Raw genomic sequence first — 17,279 nt, forward strand, 5'->3', positions numbered from 1 at the left:
GCTCACCGATTAATTCGCTAACTAACTCATTTTTTGAAAGGCATATGAACAACCCAGTTAATGTAGTAGATAGCGTGGGATGGAAACAATAAATCGTAAATAAAAAAGACAAGAAAACTGTTGAAGTAAATCATATTTAATTGATATTCGCGACTGCGAAAATGCCATCCTGTGATAAACTAGCGCCAATTTTTAGAGTTAGTAATTCGTACAGAAGGTAGACGTCGTAGTGCTAAAAGCGTGTGAACTGACATGCGTAAAAAGAGACAGGGTCTTATTCGAAAATGTTTCATTGGCGGTCAATGCCGGTGAGCTTCTGTATGTCCGTGGGCCTAACGGAGCGGGTAAAACCAGCTTACTTCGAATTCTTACCGGGCTAAGCACGCCTGAATCTGGCACCGTATTGTTTAACGGAGAAGATATTGCAGATTCTTCGTTATCGTATTTGTCGACGTTGTTATACCTAGGTCACAAAAGCGGGACCAACGGCAGTTTATCTGCACTGGACAACTTAAGGTTTTGGCTCGCGCAACATCAAGTGAAATGCGAAGAGAGCCAACTTTTCGATGCATTGATGCGTATAGGGCTAGTCGGTCTTGAAGACGTACCAGTACGGTTCTTGTCGGCGGGTCAGCAGCGAAGAGTAGCCCTTGCCCGTTTGTGGTTAAAACCCGCTGACGTATGGATCCTCGATGAGCCTTTTACCGCATTAGATGTTAAAGGCATAGCGTTGCTCGAAGGGCGAATGAAATCTCATGTTGAGCGTGGTGGCGTTGTCATTACTACCTCTCATCAGCCGCTGTCTGAAGCTGCAGGCGAGCACAGCGTATTTGATTTGGAGTATCGGTTTTAATGTCGCTGTATCAGGGAGTTTTTAAGCGAGACGTTCACATTGCATTTAAACAGAAGGCTGAACTACTCCAACCGCTTATGTTTTTGCTGATGGTTGTTACCATGTTTCCTCTTGGTGTAAGCCCGTCTCCTGACACCTTGCAACGCATTGGTCCTGGGGTGCTGTGGATTGCGGCAATCCTGTCATCATTGATGGCCATGGAGCGAATGTTTCGAGACGATTTTCAAGACGGCACCATGGAGCAATACGTGCTCTCAGGTATGTCTCTTGCAGGGATTAGTGCTGTGAAGGTGTGCGTGCATTGGCTGGTGAGTTTTATTCCCATGCTAGTGCTGTCACCGCTATTAGCCATGTTTTTAAATTTAACGTTTGATATGTACGTGGCGCTATTAGCAACGTTGCTTCTAGGTACGCCGCTACTGTCGTTAATTGGTGCAATTGCAGTAGGGTTAACGGTAGGGTTACAGAAAGGTGGTGTGTTGTTAGCATTACTGCTAATCCCTGTTTTTATTCCGTTACTCATTTTTGCCACATCAGCTGTGGATTCTGCCGCACTTCAATTACCTTATTATCCGCAACTTGCTATTATCGCGGCCATGCTGTTGCTGGCACTAGCAATAGCACCTTTTGCGATAGCGTATTCTTTAAGAGTGAGTCAGAACTAATGTGGAAGTGGTTACATCCCTATGCAAAAACAGAGCGAGCTTATCAGCTTTGCGTAACGTTACAGCCTTGGCTTTGGGCAGGCGCCGGTGTTGCTTTGTTTGTTGGCACACTATGGGGTCTTGCGTTTGCGCCACAGGATTATCAACAGGGTGATTCATTTCGTATTATTTATATTCACGTGCCAAGCGCCATATTGTCTATGGGTACTTACGTAGCCATGGCAGTAGCTGCACTCGTCGGTATGGTATGGCAGTGGCGCACGGCTTACATGAGCATGATTGCCATGGCGCCTGTTGGCGCTGTAATGACATTTATTGCCTTGTTCACCGGTGCTGCATGGGGTAAGCCCATGTGGGGTGCGTGGTGGGTTTGGGACGCGCGGTTGACCTCAGAGCTTATTCTGTTGTTTTTATATTTTGGTGTTATAGCGCTTTACGGTGCGTTTGAAGATAAACAGCAAGCTGGCAAAGCCGCAGGGGTTATGGCGCTAGTAGGGGTAGTGAATATTCCCATTATTCATTACTCAGTTGAGTGGTGGAACACCCTTCATCAAGGCGCCACAATTAGCAAATTTGACAACCCTTCGATAGCACCTGAAATGCTGTGGCCACTACTAATTAACCTACTTGGTTTTGCATTTTTTATTGGTGCAGTAACCACAGTTCGCTTACGCAATGAAATTGTGCTGCGAGAAATGCATCGTCCTTGGGTGCAAGCGCTTGCGAAAAAACAGGTAAAAGGGGCTCAGTAGTATGCAATTTGAATCGTTGACAGACTTTTTTGCGATGGGCGGGTATGCCTTTTACGTATGGATATCGTTTTTTGTCACGTTTGGCAGCATGGCCATCATAGCAATACAAAGTTATGTAAAACAAAAAACGCTGCTGTCTACAACGCTAAAAGAACAAGAGCGAAGAGCCCGAGTTAAGCGTGCCCAGCAGAGCGTTTAAATTGGGCGCTTAAAACTAGCGCACTGTATAAGGCGTGCTATCAACAAGACACATTTTTCAATTTTCCAAATATCGAAGTGAGATAGTTGCATGAACCCAAGACGAAAGCAGCGTTTAACTGTAGTGGCTTTAATCGGCCTTCTAGTTGCTAGTGCAATTGGACTGATGCTCTATGCATTAAACGACAGCATTGATTTATTTTATACGCCAAGCGAAATCATTGAGGGTAAAAATGGACTAAAGCCACAGGTTGGACAGCGTTTGCGGATAGGCGGAATGGTGGTGCCTGGAACGGTAAGCCGCGACCCTAATAGTTTAGCGGTGAGCTTCGACCTTGTAGATACAGGCCCTGCTGTCACGGTGACTTTTACCGGTATTTTACCGGATTTATTTCGCGAGGGTCAGGGCATAGTGGCAACGGGCGTATTAACAGACTCAAGACAGATAAATGCGCAGGAAGTACTGGCAAAACACGACGAAGAGTATATGCCGCCTGAATTGGCAGAAAAAATGAAGGGTATAAAACACGTTAAGCCGGAAAATAAATCCGGTTACGGTTCTTCAGACGCCAACTCTTATAACGACAAATCCTATGACGCTAGCTCTTATAAGAACAGCACTTACGAAAGCGGTGTATCGGGCAATAAGCCCTCAAAGGCAGATTCAACCACGAGCATGAATGAGGGGCAGTAAGTTATGATACCTGAAATTGGTAATATAGCGCTTACACTGGCGTTAGTGCTATCCATTTTGTTGGCGGTATATCCGCTTTGGGGCGCCCACCGTCAACATGAAACCTTGATGGCAACGGCGAAGCCGTTAGCGATTGGCCTATTTATTTTTACACTAATTGCTTACGTGTGCCTTACATATGCTTTTGTCACCGATGACTTTAGCGTTGAATACGTTGCCCAACACTCGAACAGCAAACTGCCTATCTACTATAAAATCACCGCAGTATGGGGTGGTCATGAAGGCTCGTTTTTATTGTGGGTATTAATGCTGTCGCTATGGACTGTTGCAGTGGCCATATTTAGCCGAGGGATCCCCCTTGCTATGGTCGCTCGAGTCCTATCGGTGCTGGGAATGATCGGTATCGGTTTCTATTTGTTTATGCTGCTAACGTCAAACCCGTTCAACAGCATGCTGCCGTTCTTTCCTGTTGATGGGCGAGATCTCAATCCGCTTCTGCAAGATTTTGGCATGATTATCCATCCTCCTATGCTGTATATGGGATATGTGGGTTTTTCTGTGGCGTTTGCATTCGCAATTTCAGCGCTAATTTCAGGACAACTCGACTCTACGTGGGCTCGTTGGTCTCGTCCTTGGGTAATTGCTGCATGGGCATTTCTCACCGTTGGTATTGCACTGGGTAGCTGGTGGGCTTACTACGAGCTTGGCTGGGGCGGCTGGTGGTTCTGGGATCCAGTAGAAAATGCGTCCTTCATGCCATGGCTAGTAGGTACTGCATTAATGCACTCCTTAGCAGTAACTGAAAAGCGCAAAGCCTTTAAGTCTTGGACCGTTTTATTGGCCATTGCTGCATTTAGTATGAGTTTACTTGGTACCTTTTTGGTTCGCTCTGGCGTTATTGTATCTGTGCATTCCTTTGCAAGCGATCCCACCCGAGGTTTATTTATTCTCGGTATTCTTATTGTGCTCAGTGGTTTTGGTTTACTGCTCTACGCAATGCGTGCTGCGTCACTGAAAAGCCCGGGCAGGTATCAAGCTTTCTCTCGTGAAGTGTTATTGATGGGAAACAACGTTTTCCTCTGTGCTGCAACGCTAGTGGTGTTGCTAGGGACTCTATTTCCACTTGTGCATAAAGAGTTGGGGTTGGGCAGTATTTCTGTGGGCGCACCGTTTTTCAATCAGATGTTTACGCTGCTTATCGTTCCTTTTGTGCTTATTCTTGGCCTTGGGCCGCTTACCCGTTGGAAGCATCAAAAAGCCAGCGAGCTTAAAAAACAGTTGCTTATAGCGCTGGGCATTGCGCTAAGTGCAGGAATACTTGTGAACTTCGCCTACGACACGCCAAGCTACATGGGTGTGCTTGGTATGGTACTGGTCTTTTGGATTTTGGTGATGACTGTGCAAGAAGTTATTCAGCGGGTATCCTCAATGCCCAGTGACATGAGCACACTGACGTCGCTGAAAAAACTGACGCCTAGCCACTGGGGTATGGTGCTTGGTCATGTTGGTTTTGCTATTTCAATTATTGGTATCACTCTAGTGTCTAATTATGAGCTTGAGCGTGATATTCGTATGGATGTTGGCGAGACAGTGAGTCTAGGTGGTTATGACTTTACTTTTACCGATGTAAAGCGCGCCGACGGACCAAATTATAATGCCGATGCTGGCGTTTTCGATGTGTATAAAAACGGCGAGAAGGTCGTTAGGCTTGAGCCCGAAAAGCGTCTTTACACCGTTCAGCGTATGCCGATGACCGAGGCTGCAATTCACTCTACAGTTACACGAGATGTGTTTATCGCCATGGGCGAGCCATTAGATAATGGGGCTTGGGCAATACGGATATACATTAAACCGTTTGTTATATGGCTATGGGCTGGTGCCGTAGTAATGGCGCTGGGCGGCGTACTGTCAATTAGTGACAAGCGCTACCGAATTGCGAAAGTGAAGAAAGTCAAAGCGGTATTGAGTAGAAGCGCGACAGATAAACCTGAAGGGAATGCAATATGAAGAATGCGCGTTTAGTCGTCATTCCACTGGTATTATTTTTACTGCTGGTTGTTTTTTTGTTCAAAGGGCTGTTTTCAGACCCGCGAGAGCTAGATTCTCAGGTGAAGGATAAAGTACTGCCAGCGTTCTCACTGCCAGATCTCATGCAACCAGACATAACCTATACCCCAGAAAGTTTAAAAGGACAGGTGACGCTATTAAATGTGTGGGGCGTATGGTGCGTGACGTGCGCGGTTGAAATGCCTTATTTGACTGAGCTGAAAAATGAAAAAGGCGTTCATATTGTCGGTCTCTATTTTGACCAAGATTTAGATCCAGATTTTGGCACTAAGACTCTCAATAGAGTGCAACAAGAAGTGACATCCATGTTGAGCCGATACGGCAATCCATATGCGTTTAATATTTTTGATGTGTACCGCGATACATCTCTAGATTTGGGCGTTACGGGCGCACCAGAGCATTTTGTTATTGATGCCCAGGGCGTTATCCGGATGCATCATATTGGTGACATTAATGAGCGGGTTTGGAAAAACAAAGTAGGCCCACTGTACAATCGGTTAGTGGCAGATGCATCGACAGGCAAGTTTGATAGTAATAGTGATAAGACAAGTACTAGTACCAACGCAAACGCTAATACTATTAGCGCGGAGGTAGAGTAATGCGCCAGTGTATAACGTCGTTGCTCATTGTCTTGAGGTTAAGACACTTTATATCAAGCGCTTTGATGATAATCGCGCTGGCCTTTGCTAGTACCCTTTATGCAGCAGAGGACAACTTTTCATTTGAAACACCAGAGCAACGGGCGGCGTTTTTAACGTTGACTGCGGAACTGCGCTGCCCTATGTGTCAGAATCAAAATATAGCGGATAGTGACGCTATGATTGCTCATGACATGCGCCGCAAGGTATATACCCTTCTTAAACAGGGCAAAACTGAAGCACAAGTTATTGATTATATGAAGACGCGGTACGGGGACTTTGTTCACTATCAGCCACCGGTGACAATCGCGACCATGTGGCTATGGGCTGTGCCGGTGTTGTTTGTTTTTATCGCATTACTATTTATCGTTAGACGTAAGTCAGCCTCACCGCCTGAGGACATGGCAGCAAAATTAGCCAAAGCCGATGCAATGTTGGAGCAAGATAAAGAATGAGTTGGTCTGAGTTTTATTTAATTGTTTCTGGGCTTATTACCCTCGTTCTTTTAATTATCGCATTTCCGTTTTTACGCTATAAAAATCATGCAAAAAGAGATAGCCTGAGCAATACGCAAATTATTAGACAGCGCCTGGTAGAGTTGGAGCGCGAAGTAAAAGAAGGGCTAATTAGCGAAATAGACAAACGCCAAGCGGTGGACGAGTTAAAAATTGCCCTTGTTGACGAAAGTGCTTTTACAGCAAAGAAAACCGGCACCGCGCCTCTTGTGCTGATTGTAGGTGGGCTAATTGCGCTCATTTGCGGCGCCGTGGTTTACTCTCAAGTGAATCAAATGAGCCAAGTTAAGCGCTCAACGGATGCAATTGCTGCGTTGCCTCAATTGAGTCAGCAACTTGCGAACGGCAATGCGAATAGCCTAACTCAACAGGATATTGCTGATTTAGCCCTCGCTATTCGCCAGCGTCTTCGCGACGATCCTAGTGACGATACTGGATGGATGTATTTAGGTCGTTTGATGCTAAGTATAGGGCAAGAGGTGCAGGCGATAGAGGCTATCGATAGAGCTACCGTTTTGGCTCCTGCCAACAGTGGTCACAAAATTACGCTTGCGCAGGCGTTGATGACCACCGGTGATGTGAATAACCTTCAAAGGGCACAGGGTATATTAAACGGCTTGTTAGTTGAGGCTCCAGATAACGACAATCTTGCTTTAATGATGGCCGTGGTATCTGCACAAGTAGGTGATTTAGCGCAGACTAAACGTTATTATGCCCAAGTGAAGGACAAGCTTCCCAATGGCAGTGATATGCAGCAGCGTCTAACGGTTCGTATCGCTGAGCTTGAGGGGCGAGCTAGTGATATGGCGCAACTAACTGGCAGCGCTGATGGTGGCACTGACGGCAACATGTTGGCATCAGGTGAATCAAGCAATATGTCAGACACTGCGTTATCAGAGCCATCAAAAGTGAAAACTGGCTTTACTATCAATGTTGAATTGTCTGATGAGGCAAAGGCAAAAGCGCCAAAAGAAGGCTTTCTCATTGTATTTGCACAAGATGCTCTATCAGAAAATAGAATGCCTGCCGCGGTAGTAAAAATGCCTATTGGTGCTATGCCTGCGGTGGTGACCCTTAGCAATAAAAACGCAATGATGCCGCAATACACTTTAGGCTCACTTTCTGACATCACCATCACGGCAAGGCTTTCTAAAGATGGCGATGTTTCTATTTCATCAGGCGAGTGGCAGGGCAGTACTTCAGCGCAGGTTAAACAAGGGCAAATGCCGGAGTTAACTGTCATCATAAATAAGGAATTGTAGTAATGGATATAACCAGGCAACTGGTCGCTGGCGCTTTAGTCATAAGCAGCCTGTTAGGTGGATGTGCAACAAATAACGCATCTCAACAAACTTCAGAGGTTTCAACAAACACCACACAGGTGGATTCATCAGACCCAAGAGACCCACTTGAACCCGTGAACCGTTTAATGTGGGATTTTAACTGGGAAGTACTTGATGCTTATTTTGTGCGCCCTCTGACCGTTGGTTACGTGACAGTGATGCCTCAGTTTGCAAGAACTGGGTTGTTAAACGCCTCACGGAACTTACAAGAGCCGGCTAACTTTATGAACAATGTGTTCCAAGGCAAGGTGGATGATGGTTTAGACAGCTTAGCCCGTTTCCTATTGAACTCTACCGTGGGTTTACTTGGTACTATCGATGTTGCTGAGAATATTGGTATATCTCGTAAGGACGAGGAGTTTGGCGAAACGTTGGGCGTGTGGGGTGTTGATACAGGGCCCTTTATGATGCTACCGGTGTTGGGACCAAACGATCCTCGAAGTTTCACAGGTCAATTTGTTGATGGCACGGTATACCCCATGGCGGTTATTGCCAGCAATTTTTTCATCGCTCGCTACGTGGTGTCTCTACTTGAAACTCGTGCTCAGGTAATGGCGCAAGAAGCGCAGCTAGAACAGTCAGTGGACGATTATGCGTTTATCAAAAACGCCTATTTCGAAAACCTAGCCTTTCGGGTTACCGATGGTAAAAGCGGTAATAAGGCTATTGATGAAAAGCAGTTAGATGATTTCGCTGACTTTGAAGCTATGCTAGAAGAGTCAAGCTTTAATGATTACGAATACGAAGAAGAGCAAAGCGAAGATAACGAGAAAGCTGATAAAGCTAAAGCGTCAGAAGAAAGTGATAGTATAGATAATTAAAGGGCATTCAAAGCCCTTGAGCGCATAGGTAGTAAAAGCGTACTTTTAGCAACGCTACAAGCTCGAGACAAATAAAAAAACCATGCGTAGCGCATGGTTTTTTTGCATTTAAATGTGTCTAACCGAGGGTTAATCTTTTGGATAACCCGTTGGGTTCTGCGACTGCCAATTCCATGTGTCGGCACACATGTCTTCTAATCCTTTATCTGCATTCCAATTTAATTCTTGGGCCGCTTTTGTAGGGTCAGCATAACAGGCGGCAACATCGCCACTTCGTCTCGGTGCAACCTTGTAAGGCACTTTTTTGCCAGAGCCTTTTTCAAATGCTGCTATCATTTCTAACACAGAATAACCCTGACCCGTGCCGAGATTATACTTATCTAATCCCATATTAAGATTGAGTCTGTCTAGCGCTTTCAAGTGGCCATTCGCTAAATCGACAACGTGTATGTAATCTCTAACACCCGTACCGTCAACGGTGTCGTAGTCATCGCCAAATACGCTAAGCTGCTGAAGTTTCCCTGTGGCAACTTGAGATATGTATGGCATCAGATTGTTTGGGATCCCGTTAGGATCTTCACCAATTTGGCCAGACTTATGTGCACCTACTGGATTAAAATACCGCAGCAACACAATGTTCCACTCGCTGTCTGACCCATAAAGGTCGCTAAGCATGTGCTCGACCATGAGTTTTGACATGCCGTAAGGGTTCGTTGGGTGACCTGTAGACATATATTCACTAAGAGGAAGAGATGCAGGGTCACCGTATACAGTGGCTGATGAGCTAAACACAATGTTCTTCACATTGTGTTTTTGCATTGCCTTACATAGCGTTAGCGTGCCGTACACATTATTTTCGTAATAAGATAACGGCTTAGCCACCGATTCACCCACCGCTTTAAGTCCGGCGAAGTGAATAACGGCAAAAATGCTGTGCTCACTAAAAATATCATCTAATACGGCGGTATCTCGGATATCACCTTGTACAAAAGTAACTGACTTCCCAGTAAGGCCTTCAACCCGTCTTAACGAGTCAGGACTGGCATTGCATAGGTTATCGAGTACAACAACGCCGTAGCCTTGTTCGAGAAGCTGTAGAACGGTGTGGCTACCGATGTAACCCGCACCACCAGTAACTAAGATGGTTTTCATTCATTTTCCTTGCTTGATGGTTGGGCTATGTATTTAGCACATATGGAGTATTGGATAGGCTTTATCACCAACGGATAAAGTAAAAATACCACAAATGCCCACAGTAGCGATGTCCAATTTGTGGCCGTTTGAAGAATAAAAGCAAAAACAGGCACAATAACGAGAAGCTTTAAGACATTCAGTAGCGTTTTTTCTGGTACGGAAAGCCGCTTTGATGCTTGGTCAAGCAAACGAGCTCGCTCGGCTAAGGGTAAACCTTGTAGCGCAGGGATATTACGTGTAGAAAAATAAAACGTCATCATTCACTCTCAATAAAAAACTTACTTATAATTAGGACGTGTTCACCTTTGCTGTACAAGTTTTGGACTAAATGTAAAGCAAAGATCAACACGCCCTTAGCAGTTCGCGCCCAATAAAAAACCGCCGAAATATAACTATAACGGCGGTTATTGTAGGTCAATATTCTACTAGTTAAAACAGCGTAAAAATAAAACTGTTTTAACCTAGAAAAATATAGTCAACTTTTACGTTTTATTTTGGATCCCAGCTTTTTCCCAGAAGCGTGATTTAACGCTAAGAAGGGCAATCACAATACCTACTGCAATGCTGAATAAGGCTATTTGTAGATAAAGATTAGGCATTTCTTTTACATTTTCCGGGTCGAAATTACCAGAAAGAAGACCGGCAATGATGTTACCAATTGAATAGGTCAATACGAATACACCCATCATCTGTCCAGCAAAACGTTTAGGCGACAGCTTACTGACCGCACTTAGTGCCACAGGGCTTAAGCATAGCTCGCCCACTGTATGTAGGAAGTATGTTGTTACCAACCACATAGGCGCTACTTTTAGGCCTTGTGCGGCATATTGTGATGCCATAAACATGACCAAGAAGCCTGACGCCATAATGATAATACCGACGGCACATTTGATGGTATAAGACGGGTCGATCATACGCTTTGCAAGATTTATCCAAAGCGCGGCAAAAAACGGCGATAGTATGATGATAAACAGTGAGTTTGACAGCTGGAACCACACCGTAGGTATAGCAGACATACCAAACCAAGAGGTAAGGAAGGAACCATCACTTAACACACGGTCGGTATAATTCTGAGCAAACAAATTAAGTGAAGAGCCTGCTTGTTCAAAACCAGACCAAAAACATGCCGAGGCTACACATACTAAGAACAGCGCCCACATGCGTCTCTTTTCGTTTTCTGATAAGTCGCCTTTGAAGTAAATAAAGCCGAAATATAAAAAGAAAATAGCAGTAAAAAAGATAGCCACTTTTTGTGCAAGCGCGATAGGTTCGATAACAATGCTACCCATGTGGGCCATGATGATGACGGCAATAGCTGCCGCAACAACCACAAGTACACCTGTCCACGCTCGCTTTCTGGCTACGCCTTGGTAAGCATTTGCCGGGGCTACCGATTCCGCTGAAAGCGTACGGCTAGAGAAATAGTATTGAATTAGGCCAATTGCCATACCCACGGCAGCGGCGCCAAAGGCGTAGTGCCAGCCCCAGTTTTCTTGAAGGTAGCCGGTGACTAAGTACGCAATCAAAGAGCCAATATTGATACCCATGTAATAAAGGGCATAGCCACTGTCACGGCGACCGTCGTCTTCCCCGTACTGCTGACCGACCATGGCAGAAATATTAGGTTTGAGTAACCCAGTTCCTGATGCCACTAAAATTAGACCAACGAAGAATAGGTTCTGCAAATCAATAGCAAGTACTACGTGCCCTGCAAAGATAATAAGGCCGCCGTACCATACCGCTTGTTTACCGCCGATAAGTCTGTCAGCTAACCAACCACCGGGTAAGCCAAGAAAGTAAACGGCACCGGTGTATAAGCCATAAATTGCACCCGCTGTCGCTACGGTTAATCCAAGTCCTTGGGTTTGAAGGCTTGCTGTCATAAAAAGTACGAGCAGGGCGCGCATACCGTAATAACTCATGCGTTCCCACATTTCAGTGAAGAAAAGCGTTCTTAGGCCCCCTGGATGACCGAAAAAGCTTGTATCGATAGATGGTTTCATAATTATTTTTTAATTCCACATTGCTTATGGTTGTTATTGTAGAGCTCTATATTGGTCGGCTCTTTGATAATGGTCCGAATACGGATAACTTCTTATACTAGAGGTGGCGATAAGACACAAGATTTCGCGTGCAAACTTCGAAAGCCAAGTGTCAACCGACCAAGTATTGAACAATGCTGAGCACTGAACAACTGCAGCCGGGTGACATTTACCTTAATTCTACGTGAAAATTACAGCTCTCGAATTGTTGCTACTATGATGCGTGCAATGCCGTACAGCAAAAGTAGCGCTACGCCGAAAAGAACGAGATTATACAAAATAGTGGGGTAGGAATTGTCATCGGGTAGGGTGGATGATTCCACTGTCACCAGATGCTGTAGTTTTTGATAAGCTTCAACCCGAGCGTTTTCAAGTGTGATTAAAGATGATGAATACGCCTGAATGGCCAGCTGCAGCTGAACTTGCAAATTGCTGTATTGTGCCATCAATTCACTCACAGAAAGGCTTTGCCCTTGGCCTTCGGTAGTGCTGATTTTTTCTTTCTGTTTTTCTACTTCTTTTTGAAGTGCACTAATTTCTCGCTTTATATTGATGATCTCTGGGGCCATGTTCGACATCATTGTGGCCATAGTGCTCAGCTCAGCTTTTTTCTGCGCAAGTGTCGCTTCAAGAGAAAAGGCTATCTGTTGAAACGCAGCGCCTTCGGCTGTGGGATCTAAAACATTGTATTTTGACTGAAAGCCCAGAATCTCTGTTTTAGCATTTTGAAGCTTTTGCTCCACAATTTCGTGCTCACCTTTAGCAAATACCAGTTTAGACTTGGCTAAGTTATTATTGATAGTATTAATAAATTGCTCAGCTTTCTCTACGATAGCCTGGTTGATCACTTGTGCATACTCAGCGTTAAAGGCCCGTGTACGTAATGTAATTACCGAAGACGTAGAATCAACACTCACATCAACGTGATCTAGATAAAATTGATAAAAATCTTCTTGTTTATGCTCTGAGGATAGACCGCTAAACATGTCTGCTTCATCAGAGGTGTAGTGCTCACGCAATTGAATAGTGCTGTCTAGATACTTAATCATATCGGCAGACTGAATATAGGCTTCTACCAAAGAGCTTTCATTACCGCTCCCGCCAGATACGCCAGCAGCCATAAGAAGAGACGATGGGTCGAAACTGCTGCCACCATCACTAGATTTTACAATTAACTGACTTTGACTTTCATACTGAGGCGCTGCCCAAACGATAAGATAAAAGGCATAAAGCAGCCATGGCAGAATAAGAAGTGCGGTTTTATTCTGTTTAAGAAGAGTGTTTAGCTGTGTAAGAGATTTTTCCACGGTGTTAAACCTATTTAAGTGATTTCTTATTGTCCGCATCCTGCGTATACACGTCGATGCCTTCTTCAAGATCTTGATAATATGTGAGCTTTCCATCATCAATGATGACAGCTGAAGTACAAAACTCTCGGATTTGATCTAATTCATGGCTCACCATAATCACGCCGGCCTGTTTACTTTTTTCTTTAAGTGAAAGCCGCGCTTTTTTACGAAAGAGTGGGTCGCCAACCGAAGTCGCTTCATCGATAAGATAGATATCAAAATCAATATTCATACAGCATGCAAACACCAGTTTGGCGCGCATCCCTGAAGAGTAAGTTCGAACGGGAAGGTCGAAGCGTTTGCCTAATTCGGCAAACTCCTGCACCTTTTCCTCGTACTCTGGCAGCGAGGGAACATTGTTAATCCTGCCCACAAAGCGCGTATTTTCTCGCCCTGTCATTTGTGGGTGAACACCAGTTGCAAGCGCAACAGGCCAAGACATGGCTTTATTAGTGACAACGCGGCCTCTGTCTGGGTATTCACTTTTAGCAAGCATGCGAAATAGCGTAGATTTACCCGCCCCGTTCTTCCCTAAAATGGCCACATTGTCTTCGCTTGGAAAGTCGAAGTTTAAATTTTTGAAAATATATTGTGGCCCCATTTTACTGGGGTAGCTTTTGGTTAAGTTTTCTATCTTTATCATCTAGACAGCACCCTTTTCCATGTGACTTGATACATCGAAAGGCTTAGAAACAAAAATACAACAGTAACGGCTATAGCAAAAGTAAGCGATACCCCCCTATGCCCATAAGACTCAAAGCAGGCATAACGTGCTAGTTCATTAAAATGCACTAGTGGATTCCACGTTAGATACGGCCAAAACTCTTCTGGTAAGTCTTGCAAACTGAAGAATACACAGGAGATAAACATAAGCGGCCGTGTAAGCATCGACTTGATTTTGTCCACTTCAGGTACAAATGCTGCTGCAATGGCAAACATAAGGCCAATCGAGATTGAAAATACCCATAAAAGTAGAAACAAAAAAATCAAAAGTAATGGGTCATGAATTACGAATGTTTCTCCCATTAGAAAAAGTGCCAAGGCTAAGAGCATAACAACAACCACTTTTACAGAGAACTCTAAGAACCCAGCAGTGATAATGGCAGATATTGGCTGCACTTGTCTAAATGCATAAAGGGGTTTGTTTCGTCGCACCGAGGTTGATACTGACTGTAAGCACGTTGTAAGAGACTGCAGTCCGACCATGCCTATCATCATAAAGATAAATAATGGAACAGAGTGAATTTCACCACCACTGATAAGACCCCGAAGGTAAGACAATGCAAAAATAAATGCAAAAGGCTCTAAAAAGGCCCAGCCCAATCCAAATTTATCGTTAAACTTACTTTGCAACTCGCGAAGGAAAAGCGCAAAGACTACGCCTCTCCATGCATAGAGTTGTTCTTTAAACGTCACCATCGTTATCTTGTCGCTACGTTGGCAGCAACAGCAACTTGGAAAACAAGTTGTGTAATATCTTTCACCGCCTGAAGCACTTTAGTATCGATAGCAGGTAGTACAATGATTTGATCGCCTGGTTCTAGTTTGCTCTCATCATCAGACAAAAAACCGTCTTCGATACTTGCGAAGGTAACGTTACCATTCTTACGCACAATCAAAATGCGTTCGTCTTCGGCTCTTTGCGTAAATCCGCCTGCCCACGCTACATAATCCTCGGTAGTCGCTTCAGGGTTAAACACGATAGATTGAGGCAGTAGCACTTCACCACCCACATGAACCAGATCAGTAATTTCTGGAATGACAATAGTGTCGTTCGGTTCAAGAAGTATATTCGCTATGTCGCCGTTTTCTGACACTACAACTCTTCCTTGAGGATCGACTTGTCTTGCGCGAGCAATAAAATCAGCCACGAGTTGCGCTTCTTGAGCGCGGATTGCACCTTCGCCTGTAGAGCTAATTGGCGCAGTATACATGCTGCGTTCAAGGCGCTTTAAGCCTTCCTCTATTATTTCTTTTTGCTTTATAGCCACGCTTTCTCTTAATAAAAAGATATTTTGAGTGTCTGATAAGGCGGTGTCAGCCTCAATATGGTCTAACACATCAAGTAAGCGAGTGCCTTTGTCGACCATAACTTGTGAGGCGCCTGAAAATGCGCCAGCAACGTTGATGCGGTATATCTGCGGCTCGTTATCGGCAACATACTCTACTGTATCGCCTGCTCGCAATTCCAGTGCTGCAAACTCATTGATACTCAAATATCTGGCGTATTGTTTATCACCCCTTACGCCTGCTACTGAAGCGTGAGAGGCAAACTCTCCCGGGCGGGCAAAATAGTTGACAGCTTCACCGTTTAGTTCTTCATTTAGAAATTCAAATGTGAAGCTGTTTCGCGCTCCGGTCTCAACAGTAATAGTATTTCCAATAGGGTGAACTAAAATAGTATCGCCGTCTTTAAACGATAGTGAAGGAAGCTTCCCGTTTCTGAAAAAAGCATAAAGGTCTGCACTTGCTACCACTTTATTGTTGCGTATCACATCAATCTGTCTAAAGCTGCCACGCTGAAAGTCTACACCGCCCGCTCTTTTTAAAAAATAGAGTACACTATCAGAAGCAAGGCCAGCGTATTGACCCGGCCGTAACACTGGTCCAGAAACGTAAACTGAAACTGGAGTAGTTGTAAGAAGGTTCACATACACGTTTACATCATTGGTATAGACCTGTCGGATTTTACCCGTCACCGTCTGATTAACCGTTCCCGCTGGCGTATTGGCTACACGAATGGGACCAATATTCGGAATGAAAATATTTCCTTGATTGTCGACAGTGACCACATCTGAAAAGTTGACTGCGCCCCACAACCATATTGAAATTTTGTCTCCTGGCGCTACAAGGTAATTGTCATTCATTCCAGAAGTGCGTTCTGACTCAAACCCGCCAATAAATAGATTGGCCGCAAAAGGCGGGTTTTCCATCGCTGTTTGTAAAGGAAATACGGTATCTATGGTGGGCTCACCCGGTAAAGATACGCCATTTCTAGGTTGGGTCGAGAACTGCCCTACAGCGCCGCCTGATTGCGTTGCCCCAGGTAGCGTTCTTTGGCTTGGAATATTCAGCGGAGATACTGCCGATGCTCCCGCTGACGAACTGTTCGTTTGCTGGGCTCGCTGTCTTAGCTGTTCTATCTGTTCGGCGCTTTGACTATTTGCGTTAGTACTAAAAATTAAAAATGTAATGAGAAGCGGTAATACAACCGCTAACGATTGTTTAAACTTAATCACGTTTTGAGCCATCATCTTAATTAAACACCTTCCATGTTAGTCGTTCCGACAAGTGGGCTAATCAAAACCCACACACCATCTCGTTCGCATGATGTGAGTTTGCCACGGGTAGTGCTAGACACTGTGACTGGGCTATTATCGCTTAAAACAAATCTAATGCACTTATTGCCAGTGGCTGAAATATAACGCTCTTTAGAAAGATAACGAGCACCATTGAAGGTTATCGGAATCAAGTCCTTTGTATTAAAAAGCGTATTAGCTTTAGGAATATTAACAGTTAAAGCACTGGTTCTATTTAGCGAATAAGCCAGAGAAGAGTGAACCAATGGTATGTCTGCTTCTGTAACCGTGGGGGTATTAGTGCAACCTGTTACGCCCATCACTACTGTGACAGCAGAGAAAAAATAGGTGATGTGTTTAAACATTCGCTTTCATATCCGTGTAGCAATTTGGCGATAGGATAACACAAGATTTATTAAATGCGTGATTGTGATAGATGCAATATAGAACTCAATAAGCGAATGTTGTATGGCGCTCTAAAGCCCTGTGGGTATTAAGATGCTCGCTTAAATAAAAAAGTGTGTCTCGCGGTAGTCGTTCTGCCTTTACAAAAAAATCAATTTTGTGTAAATCTTGCACGTTAATTGCTTATCACCAGTGTTATTAGGGAAGAGTTGCGCGTTGGAAACTCTCCATCATAAATAGTTTGAAATAACATCTAGGCGGTAAAGTGGAAGTAGTTACCGCCGAAAGAGTTTTTCGAAATTCGTAGTGAATTAATGTAATAAATGGCGCAAATCCGTGACACTTTTTGCGCCTCAACGTTTAACCTCTCAAGGTCAATAATGTAAAGCTTAGTATGAGGGTAAACATCGCAGACCCTATAAAGACAAAAAAATGAGTTTTCAT

The 17,279-nt window shown here is 44.4% G+C and carries 18 protein-coding genes; 10 read left to right on the forward strand and 8 right to left on the reverse strand.

The annotated features are described in order from the left end of the window. Positions 1-229: 229 nt before the first annotated feature. From ccmA to O9X84_RS00660, 10 genes are all read left to right on the forward strand, one after another. On the forward strand, positions 230-853 hold the full coding sequence (ccmA, locus tag O9X84_RS00615) for a cytochrome c biogenesis heme-transporting ATPase CcmA (protein WP_269517561.1): 624 nt from the start codon (positions 230-232) through the stop codon (positions 851-853). Beyond that, positions 853-1,518, forward strand: coding sequence for a heme exporter protein CcmB (gene ccmB, locus O9X84_RS00620; RefSeq protein WP_269517562.1), 666 nt, complete (start codon positions 853-855; stop codon positions 1,516-1,518). Before ccmA ends, ccmB begins: the two co-directional genes overlap by 1 nt. Further along, on the forward strand, positions 1,518-2,270 hold the full coding sequence (locus tag O9X84_RS00625; RefSeq protein WP_032094312.1) for a heme ABC transporter permease: 753 nt from the start codon (positions 1,518-1,520) through the stop codon (positions 2,268-2,270). Before ccmB ends, O9X84_RS00625 begins: the two co-directional genes overlap by 1 nt. Before the next feature lies 1 nt (position 2,271). Beyond that, a complete protein-coding gene (gene ccmD, locus O9X84_RS00630; protein ID WP_269517564.1) occupies positions 2,272-2,469 on the forward strand; it encodes a heme exporter protein CcmD in 198 nt (65 codons plus the stop codon). Positions 2,470-2,559: 90 nt separating this feature from the next. Next, on the forward strand, positions 2,560-3,162 hold the full coding sequence (ccmE, locus tag O9X84_RS00635; protein ID WP_442864482.1) for a cytochrome c maturation protein CcmE: 603 nt from the start codon (positions 2,560-2,562) through the stop codon (positions 3,160-3,162). A 3-nt stretch (positions 3,163-3,165) separates the two neighbouring features. Further along, a complete protein-coding gene (locus O9X84_RS00640; RefSeq protein WP_269517565.1) occupies positions 3,166-5,169 on the forward strand; it encodes a heme lyase CcmF/NrfE family subunit in 2,004 nt (667 codons plus the stop codon). Continuing rightward, on the forward strand, positions 5,166-5,828 hold the full coding sequence (locus tag O9X84_RS00645; RefSeq protein ID WP_269517566.1) for a redoxin family protein: 663 nt from the start codon (positions 5,166-5,168) through the stop codon (positions 5,826-5,828). Before O9X84_RS00640 ends, O9X84_RS00645 begins: the two co-directional genes overlap by 4 nt. Before the next feature lie 65 nt (positions 5,829-5,893). Beyond that, a complete protein-coding gene (locus O9X84_RS00650; RefSeq protein WP_269517995.1) occupies positions 5,894-6,322 on the forward strand; it encodes a cytochrome c-type biogenesis protein in 429 nt (142 codons plus the stop codon). Continuing rightward, entirely contained in the window at positions 6,319-7,644 is a 1,326-nt protein-coding gene (gene ccmI / locus O9X84_RS00655; RefSeq protein WP_269517567.1) for a c-type cytochrome biogenesis protein CcmI, read from the forward strand. The genes O9X84_RS00650 and ccmI overlap by 4 nt, the downstream gene beginning before the upstream one ends. A gap of 2 nt (positions 7,645-7,646) precedes the next feature. Next, a complete protein-coding gene (locus tag O9X84_RS00660) occupies positions 7,647-8,546 on the forward strand; it encodes an MlaA family lipoprotein (RefSeq protein WP_269517568.1) in 900 nt (299 codons plus the stop codon). Positions 8,547-8,675: 129 nt separating this feature from the next. Here the strand turns inward: O9X84_RS00660 and galE are convergent, their stop codons facing one another. From galE to O9X84_RS00700, 8 genes are all read right to left on the reverse strand, one after another. Beyond that, positions 8,676-9,698, reverse strand: coding sequence for a UDP-glucose 4-epimerase GalE (gene galE / locus O9X84_RS00665; RefSeq protein WP_269517569.1), 1,023 nt, complete (start codon positions 9,696-9,698; stop codon positions 8,676-8,678). Then, positions 9,695-9,997, reverse strand: coding sequence for a DUF6170 family protein (locus O9X84_RS00670; protein WP_032094319.1), 303 nt, complete (start codon positions 9,995-9,997; stop codon positions 9,695-9,697). The genes galE and O9X84_RS00670 overlap by 4 nt, the downstream gene beginning before the upstream one ends. A gap of 225 nt (positions 9,998-10,222) precedes the next feature. Continuing rightward, positions 10,223-11,743: a peptide MFS transporter gene (locus O9X84_RS00675; protein ID WP_269517570.1), complete on the reverse strand. Its 1,521-nt coding sequence runs from the start codon at positions 11,741-11,743 to the stop codon at positions 10,223-10,225. A gap of 230 nt (positions 11,744-11,973) precedes the next feature. Next, positions 11,974-13,089, reverse strand: a complete 1,116-nt coding sequence (locus O9X84_RS00680; protein WP_269517571.1) for a capsule biosynthesis protein — start codon at positions 13,087-13,089, stop codon at positions 11,974-11,976. A gap of 10 nt (positions 13,090-13,099) precedes the next feature. After that, positions 13,100-13,774, reverse strand: coding sequence for an ABC transporter ATP-binding protein (locus O9X84_RS00685; protein ID WP_269517572.1), 675 nt, complete (start codon positions 13,772-13,774; stop codon positions 13,100-13,102). Continuing rightward, positions 13,771-14,550 (reverse strand): ABC transporter permease, encoded by a 780-nt coding sequence (locus O9X84_RS00690; protein WP_269517574.1) that lies wholly within the window; start codon positions 14,548-14,550, stop codon positions 13,771-13,773. Before O9X84_RS00690 ends, O9X84_RS00685 begins: the two co-directional genes overlap by 4 nt. 2 nt (positions 14,551-14,552) lie before the next feature. Further along, the gene (locus O9X84_RS00695; protein ID WP_269517997.1) at positions 14,553-16,382 is read right to left on the reverse strand and encodes a polysaccharide biosynthesis/export family protein; all 1,830 of its coding nucleotides are present in this window, start codon (positions 16,380-16,382) and stop codon (positions 14,553-14,555) included. Between the two features lie 8 nt (positions 16,383-16,390). Then, positions 16,391-16,795, reverse strand: coding sequence for a hypothetical protein (locus O9X84_RS00700; RefSeq protein WP_269517575.1), 405 nt, complete (start codon positions 16,793-16,795; stop codon positions 16,391-16,393). Positions 16,796-17,279: the final 484 nt, after the last annotated feature.

The sequence above is a fragment of the Alteromonas sp. BMJM2 genome, from assembly GCF_027257845.1.
Classification (GTDB): domain Bacteria; phylum Pseudomonadota; class Gammaproteobacteria; order Enterobacterales; family Alteromonadaceae; genus Alteromonas.

Coding starts and splice junctions, on each gene's coding strand:
- O9X84_RS00660 (WP_269517568.1), top strand. CDS start 7,647: ATGGATATAACCAGGCAACTGGTCGCTGGCGCTTTAGTCATAAGCAGC.
- O9X84_RS00695 (WP_269517997.1), bottom strand. CDS start 16,382: ATGGCTCAAAACGTGATTAAGTTTAAACAATCGTTAGCGGTTGTATTA.
- O9X84_RS00700 (WP_269517575.1), bottom strand. CDS start 16,795: ATGTTTAAACACATCACCTATTTTTTCTCTGCTGTCACAGTAGTGATG.
- O9X84_RS00685 (WP_269517572.1), bottom strand. CDS start 13,774: ATGATAAAGATAGAAAACTTAACCAAAAGCTACCCCAGTAAAATGGGG.
- galE (WP_269517569.1), bottom strand. CDS start 9,698: ATGAAAACCATCTTAGTTACTGGTGGTGCGGGTTACATCGGTAGCCAC.
- ccmB (WP_269517562.1), top strand. CDS start 853: ATGTCGCTGTATCAGGGAGTTTTTAAGCGAGACGTTCACATTGCATTT.
- O9X84_RS00670 (WP_032094319.1), bottom strand. CDS start 9,997: ATGACGTTTTATTTTTCTACACGTAATATCCCTGCGCTACAAGGTTTA.
- O9X84_RS00645 (WP_269517566.1), top strand. CDS start 5,166: ATGAAGAATGCGCGTTTAGTCGTCATTCCACTGGTATTATTTTTACTG.
- ccmI (WP_269517567.1), top strand. CDS start 6,319: ATGAGTTGGTCTGAGTTTTATTTAATTGTTTCTGGGCTTATTACCCTC.
- ccmD (WP_269517564.1), top strand. CDS start 2,272: ATGCAATTTGAATCGTTGACAGACTTTTTTGCGATGGGCGGGTATGCC.
- O9X84_RS00625 (WP_032094312.1), top strand. CDS start 1,518: ATGTGGAAGTGGTTACATCCCTATGCAAAAACAGAGCGAGCTTATCAG.
- ccmE (WP_442864482.1), top strand. CDS start 2,560: ATGAACCCAAGACGAAAGCAGCGTTTAACTGTAGTGGCTTTAATCGGC.
- O9X84_RS00650 (WP_269517995.1), top strand. CDS start 5,894: ATGATAATCGCGCTGGCCTTTGCTAGTACCCTTTATGCAGCAGAGGAC.
- O9X84_RS00690 (WP_269517574.1), bottom strand. CDS start 14,550: ATGGTGACGTTTAAAGAACAACTCTATGCATGGAGAGGCGTAGTCTTT.
- O9X84_RS00675 (WP_269517570.1), bottom strand. CDS start 11,743: ATGAAACCATCTATCGATACAAGCTTTTTCGGTCATCCAGGGGGCCTA.
- O9X84_RS00640 (WP_269517565.1), top strand. CDS start 3,166: ATGATACCTGAAATTGGTAATATAGCGCTTACACTGGCGTTAGTGCTA.